The organism is Mesorhizobium sp. M0062 (assembly GCF_040323125.1).
In the GTDB taxonomy this organism is placed as follows: domain Bacteria; phylum Pseudomonadota; class Alphaproteobacteria; order Rhizobiales; family Rhizobiaceae; genus Mesorhizobium.
This window is the reverse complement of sequence record NZ_JAMYUO010000055.1, coordinates 1-6,320: the sequence shown is the minus strand read 5'-3', so window position 1 is coordinate 6,320 and position 6,320 is coordinate 1. Positions and strand designations below refer to the sequence as shown.

Genomic DNA, 6,320 nt, shown 5'->3' with positions numbered 1-6,320 from the left:
CCGCCGGCGCACCTATGTCGTGCGCATCTTCCCCAACACCGAAAGCTGCCTGCGCCTGGTCAGGGCGTTGGCCGTCGAGACCAACAAAACTGGATGGAGGCCTACCTGCGCGAGCACAAGAAGCTCACTCTGCGCCAAGCCGCATGACCAGCATCATGGCCGCCCCATTTTGCAGGACTTGACGCACACAACCCGCTTTGCTCTCTCTACAAAGGCATCGGAGTTGCCGAGCCGCAACCGCCTTACATGCCACTGAAAGCGCCAGCCCGATGCTGACTCGCGCCATGTGAATTAAGAAGGGAGATCGAGCCGGCTTCGAGTGAGCCCAGGCTAAGATCTAAGCTCATCCACGTGCATGATCAGCTTACGACGGGCAGTCACGGCGTGGATGTGCCCGCGGTCAGGAGGCGTATCCAAGTAAACCCGCTGGGTAGATTGCAGTTCGGGATCCGAGGCACGCCCGCTGCCCGTAGCGATTTGAGGACAGCATTGTACACGATCCAACGCAATGACCGGCCGTCCGGCCTCTCGTGCAATTTAAATTGAAACGTCTGTCTTGCCGCTGCAGGTCGGCCCGTAAATCAAATGGATTAGCATGTGTTTACCGCTTAGAAGCCCTTGTTTTCGAACTAACTGCCGACAACAAACTGGATAGGCTGTTCTCGTGGTTCGGTCCAGTTCACCAACGCCTATGTCGACAATTTAGGGCGCTTCACTACTAACGGGCACCGCACGATGGCAGCTCGTTCTCTCCGGCAAAGATACTCCCTGTGTTAGCTTTCGTATTGTGTGCTTGCCCTCACCTGCGGGATACGGAAGGCCATCCCTAAAAGCATCGAATGCGGCAGCGACAGCCCGAATCCCAAAGCGATGCTCCCGCCGTACGCGGACAAAACCGTTTTCGAAGTCCACTATTCCGTCCTTGGCCAGCATCGCCAAACGCTCATCTGAACCGCGAAGACGGATCAAATCAGATCCGTGGGCGACACAGATTGCCGGCACGTCAGCCTCGAAATCGCACATTAATCGCTCGATGATTGCGGCTCGCAGGCGGTCGTCGTCTGTGAGGCGATGGCCCTTCGATGTCGCCAGTCGGCCAGCTGCGATGTGCCGGATGTAGAAATCCCGTGTAACTTCGTTTTGAACGTACCCCTGGCCAAAGCGGCCGATAGCCGACGCGCCGAAACCGATCAGGGTTCTGCAGGTATCGGCAGAGTAGCCCAACGAGTTACGTCGCAGGCGACCTGTTTCCTGTGCCAGCGCGAGCTCGTCGTGCGGCAAGGCGAAATGGTCGAGCCCGATCTCTCGGTAGCCGGCGGCAACCAGCGTCACGGCGGCAGCCGCATGCTGTTCAGCGCGGGCAGCGCTGTGGGGAAGAAATTCCGCCTCGATGAGGCGCTGGTTCTTTATTTGGGATGGGATATGCGAGTAGCCGAACAAGGCAAGCCGGTCGGGGCGCATGGCGACCGCCGCCCTCGCCGTCTCGACGCACGACTCCACCGTTTGACGCGGCAGGCCGTAGATGAGGTCGAAGTTGATCCGGTTTACTCCATGCCGGCGCAGCATTTCCACGGCAGCCGACGTCTGGGCCTCGCTCTGGATTCGGTTGATCGCTTTTTGAACAATGGGATCGAAGCTCTGTACGCCCAGGCTCGCGCGGTTCACGCCGGCCGCTCCCAAGCCTTCCGCCATCTCGGGCGTGAGCGTGCGTGGATCGATCTCGATGGCGACCGTAGCTGTTTTCGAGATGGCGAAGCGGCATCGCAGGAACTCCATCAGAGCGAGGAACTCGGCTGGTCCGATGAGAGACGGCGTTCCGCCGCCGAAATGTATGTCGCTCACGGGCAGCGTCTTCGGCACTCGCTCACAAACCAGACGGATCTCGTCACGCAGCGCCGCCAGATAGTTGAGGATGGGCGCATCATGGCGGGTGATGGTGGTTGGGAAGCCGCAATACCAGCAGGCTGATCGGCAGAACGGAACGTGCAGATAGAGTGACACCGGATCCTCAGCCGGCAGGTTCCTGAGCCATGCCTCATAAGCCTCGGCGCCGACCGCCCCGGAGAACTCCGACACAGCCGGATAGATAGTGTACCAAGGCAGCCGGGCCTCTCGAAATTTCGTGGTCTGCAAAGGCACAATCCCATACTGATAACAACCAACCCTACCCACCGCGCCCGCCTGGGTCCTTGCGCTATGTCAGTCCGTTCCGTTGGGCTCGAATCTAGATCTTTTTTAGCAATGGGCCACAGGCGCCGCTGCCCATCACTTCGCGCTACGGCACCCTGAACGACGTTTACGAGGCCCCGGACGCCGATGACTGGGAATCGACCAACTACGCCAATCTCGTCGGCTCGCCGGATGCGTCGACGCTGCGAGCGTCCGGCCGGCTCCGGGCCCTCAAGCGGCTCTTCGCGCCGACGCCGGGGGGGGCAAGGACCTCCTTGACCAGGGCGCCAGCGTCGATTTGGTGTTGCCGGTGGCAAGCGTGACGGATCCGCTCTTCAATCGGATCCTCGGGGGACTGGCGCTCCTCAAAACCGGTGGCGCGGAACGAGCCCCGATCTGCATCTTGAAAGGCGCGTTTACCAGCCGATGGAGCGCCTCGACCGATCGCGTGCTCGACCGCTTTGAAGTCGCCTACACGCCCTCCCCGTATAATGCACCTGCAAACCGGCCCGTGCTCGCACAGCTGAGTGACTTCAACAAGCTGAAGCTTGCGCTGGCGAGCGACGATCCCGAAGTCATCGCCCGCGCGCCCAAACTGAGCCGTTCCGGACGTGTCGTGACCTTCCTCACCTATCCCGATGCGGCGGTGCCGATGCCTTCCGCGGGCTACCTGCCCGCCACGGCGCCTTGGCTGGTCGCAGCGCCTCCTCCGAGCGGGCGGTTCTTTGGCTATTTCCTGTCGCATTCTTCACACAGGACGCCCGCGGCGAGGAGCGCGACGCCGAGACGGAGCGGCTGGCGAGCGAAACGCTGCGCTTCATAAATTACCTGACCCCGCAATTGGCTTGGACGCTCGACGGGTACCTGCAACATCAATACGCAGCGCTACCCGTTGACGGCCCCGACGGTGATGTTGCCGCTTGCAACCGATATCCAAACCCCTGCCACAGCTGCGCTGCGGGACGACCATGGCAGCGAACTGCCGCTGATGGGCTGGCGGTTCTATCTCTCGCCTGCGCACTTCGAACTTGGTTTCTTGCGGCAATACCTCAAGAAGGCTCTGGCGCCGGCTGACAACGGCGAGGCAAGGCCAACCGCGCTCCGCTCCATTTATGAGCCGCTGGCGGACCTGATTTTGGCCGTGGACCGCGGCAGCGCCGAACTGGTGTTGCAGCGCTGGGCCTATGAGGCCGATGCCCGCGCGGGGGCGTGCCGTCGCAGAGCGGCGCCCTCACCGCAAACGTGGCAAAGGTTGGAACACACAAGCGCGCGCTAAAGGCGTCTGATTCACCTAATGAATTCAAGATCCTTCGGGACTTGCTGCGCCAGCCGCTCGACAAGTTCCAAGCCGCCGTCAAGGTCTTCGCCTCTGGCGTGAAAGACGACTGGCTGACGATCACGATACCGTGCCCGGTTGGATGGAGCGGACTGGGTTCCGCAAGCCCTGTCACTGACGGCAGCGACGTGCTGCGCCTCGGCCTTCGCCTGGAGCGCCCGAGCGATGCGGTGGTGCCGGCGGGCATTGCCGACCCAATGCGGCCGCAGGCCACGCCTGGATTTGGCCTTGCAGTCGACAAGAACGAGGTCGCCATCTAACCGGAACTGCAAGGCGACACCTTTGCCGATCTGCATGACGGGGCGGCCACAGAGCTGGGCAAATATGTCTCGGCCAGCATGAAGACCTCACTGCGCGAACGCCTCGACTGGCTGCGTGCGATCCGGGCCGCGCCCGCGCTGCGCTCGCCGCTCCGACTCGCCCGCCGACGCCTTTGGCCTGCGCAACACCGTGCGGGCTCTCCTGCCCGACGTGGCCGCACGCATGGCCGCGCTGGTGACCTATGTGCACAATGACGACCCAGCTTCGGGTACCGACGCGCTGTTCGAACACGTCAAGGACCTTTCGGCAGAGCTGGCCGGCCATCTTTCGATGACGCTGAAGAGCCTGCTCATCACGACCCCGGGGCTCTTCGCCACGACCAAGGGCTTCGGAGTGGCGATCTTCGAACCCGATTCCTGTACCCAACGGCTCTACTCCTTGCAATTGCGTAAGCAGATCCATCCCGCACCCGCGCCAGGCGAGACCGCTAGCGACCCGTCGCGCTTTGATGTCGACCGTTTCCTCTTTCCTCTGTTCCACAACGCTGTGGCGGGGCGTTACGTTGTCGATATATTCGACGACGCCCGATATGATGACGAGTTCGAGATCGATGGGAGCGTTTTTGACCCGCCGCGGCCGCTGTGGACACGCGGCGGACCTGGCGTTGTGCTTGGGTCGGGCGGCGCGAAACTGCGCCAGCGCGGCGATGCCCAAGCGCGCAGCGGCGAGGACGTCATCGAGCAGCATAATCGCTTCGACGATGGCCTCGCCCCGGCCCGCCAGATCGAAGCCGATGTCGTGCATTGGAACCCGAACTGGACCGAACCGGTCGCCCCGAACACCCGGCGCTTCTACCTGCTGCCCTCGCGACGTCGGCCCGCGACGCCAGTGAAGCAGAAGCCCAGCGCCGACAGCGGACCGCCTCGCGCGCCGCTGCCGGTGAATCTGACAACGCCCATGCGGCCCCTGAACGATCAGCTGGCCGACCTCCTGAAAGGTCGTCTCGATGATAAGAAGATGGTGGCCTTCGGCTCGGGCGGCACAGGGCTAAGAGCGAAGCGCCGCAATCCAACCCTGAAAGGGCTGATCCAGCCGACAGCAATGGGCTAGCCGCGCCCGGCTGGTGGCATCTCGAGAGCTATGCCTCCGAGCACTATTTCGTGCTGGAGGGTGACGAGGAGTCCTCGGGCTCCGAAGGCCCATTCCACAATGACCGCATCCGCATCGAGGTCGAGATTGGCGACAGCCCGTTCGTGGACGAGGATGCCGTCGCGCCAAAGACATACGCCGTCGAGGTGAACTCGGCGACTGTTCGCATACCAGCGTCTGCGGGTCGCAAACCAAGCGGCGTGATCCCGAAGCCCGCCAAGATCTCGCGTGCTAACCTTGAGAAGCAGCTCCGCGACTGGCTGGCCCCAACGACTGCCGACGATGGGCTCCTGGTCCCGGCGCCGCCGGTCGTGGACTCCGGCAAGCGAGCATCGCAGAAGGGTAACAGCACGACTGTCGTGGCCGGCTTCACGCCCCAGCAAGTCGGATGCCGCGCAGCGGCTCGAGAATCAATGGCCGCTAGGGATTGGCGCGGTGCTGGCCGCCGAAATCATGGATCTCGATGCCGATCCAAAGCCGCAGGATCGCTTTGTGCTGAGGGTGGTTGTGCTGGACGAACCCTGGCGCTACGCGCGCGTGCGGGTCCGGATCGAGCGCAACAAGGCGGACGTCAACGACGACAAGCTGCCCGACATCAACCCGCTGTTCCAGATGATCGGGGAATTCTCCAGCTGGAGCAGTCATGGGCGCGAGCCGATGCTCCTTGATTTGCGCGACAGCGAGGGACTGGGCTTGCCAGCCGAGGCAGTTCAATTGGCTGCGAAGCTGACGCTTGGCGAGTTCCTCAAGAAAGATATGACTGCTCCCCTCGACTACGGCGATCAGGTTGGGACAGCCGTTGACGCCCAATTCACCGCATCGGGTTTCGGGCGGCTTCCTCTGTGGAACCCGATCGTGTTCGACTGGGGCAGTACGCGGTCTCTGGCATGGTGATCCAACTGCGAGCGGACCTTCATCCGCGCTACGCAAGGGCCGAGCTGAACGATCAGATTGAGGAGCGCATCGAGGAGATCCCGCGCGTACATTTGGCGCCCATGCCGTCCGACCCGACTATGCCAAGGCGTGACTTCGCGCCACTTCTCAAGGGCTTCACGCACACTGACGTGCCCTCGGCCATCATGCGGTGCGTATCAATTGGACCAACGCCGCCGGCGAGCTAATGGTGAGTTGCACGTGGCCAGTGCGATTCCAATCATGAAACGCAACGAGAGGCGCAGCCGAGCGATCTTGATTTTTGCTGATGCCATCGCACTAGGGTGCTCGATGCGACTCGAACGCGGCCTCGCCTTCGAAGCGCGGCTGTTCAGCGCCCTGCCCTCCTCGCGGCGCAGCGGGCATTGGTGGCGACGCTGGCCGAGAGTATGTCCAGGGCGTGTCGACCCGCAAGGTGAAGGCGATCACGGAAGAACTGTGCGGCCATGCCTTCTCGGCCTCGTCGATCTCG

Annotated in this window: 7 protein-coding genes and 2 pseudogenes; 7 read left to right on the top strand and 2 right to left on the bottom strand. The window is 62.5% G+C overall.

Annotated features, from left to right (window positions below; all coding sequences use genetic code 11):
* Window positions 1-147: pseudogene (locus NKJ64_RS30345) on the top strand (transposase); the annotation flags it as partial.
* Between the two features lie 183 nt (window positions 148-330).
* Here NKJ64_RS30345 and NKJ64_RS30340 read toward each other — a convergent pair.
* Both NKJ64_RS30340 and hemN read right to left on the bottom strand, forming a co-directional pair.
* Window positions 331-537, bottom strand: coding sequence for an isopentenyl transferase family protein (locus NKJ64_RS30340; RefSeq protein ID WP_280790571.1), 207 nt, complete (start codon window positions 535-537; stop codon window positions 331-333).
* Window positions 538-702: 165 nt separating this feature from the next.
* Window positions 703-2,133 carry an oxygen-independent coproporphyrinogen III oxidase gene (gene hemN, locus NKJ64_RS30335; RefSeq protein WP_352463820.1) on the bottom strand — a complete coding sequence of 477 codons (1,431 nt, stop codon included), beginning with the start codon at window positions 2,131-2,133 and terminating at the stop codon, window positions 703-705.
* Between the two features lie 355 nt (window positions 2,134-2,488).
* Here hemN and NKJ64_RS30330 point away from each other — a divergent pair, with 355 nt between their 5' ends.
* The 6 genes and pseudogenes from NKJ64_RS30330 to NKJ64_RS30305 form a co-directional block, all read left to right on the top strand.
* Window positions 2,489-2,992, top strand: a complete 504-nt coding sequence (locus NKJ64_RS30330) for a hypothetical protein (RefSeq protein WP_352463819.1) — start codon at window positions 2,489-2,491, stop codon at window positions 2,990-2,992.
* A 69-nt stretch (window positions 2,993-3,061) separates the two neighbouring features.
* The gene (locus tag NKJ64_RS30325) at window positions 3,062-3,445 is read left to right on the top strand and encodes a hypothetical protein (RefSeq protein WP_352463818.1); all 384 of its coding nucleotides are present in this window, start codon (window positions 3,062-3,064) and stop codon (window positions 3,443-3,445) included.
* Between the two features lie 41 nt (window positions 3,446-3,486).
* Window positions 3,487-3,765: a hypothetical protein gene (locus NKJ64_RS30320; RefSeq protein WP_023750315.1), complete on the top strand. Its 279-nt coding sequence runs from the start codon at window positions 3,487-3,489 to the stop codon at window positions 3,763-3,765.
* A gap of 223 nt (window positions 3,766-3,988) precedes the next feature.
* On the top strand, window positions 3,989-4,876 hold the full coding sequence (locus NKJ64_RS30315; RefSeq protein ID WP_352463817.1) for a hypothetical protein: 888 nt from the start codon (window positions 3,989-3,991) through the stop codon (window positions 4,874-4,876).
* A gap of 474 nt (window positions 4,877-5,350) precedes the next feature.
* Window positions 5,351-5,809 carry a hypothetical protein gene (locus NKJ64_RS30310; RefSeq protein ID WP_352463816.1) on the top strand — a complete coding sequence of 153 codons (459 nt, stop codon included), beginning with the start codon at window positions 5,351-5,353 and terminating at the stop codon, window positions 5,807-5,809.
* Between the two features lie 392 nt (window positions 5,810-6,201).
* Window positions 6,202-6,320, top strand: a pseudogene (locus NKJ64_RS30305) (transposase); the annotation flags it as partial.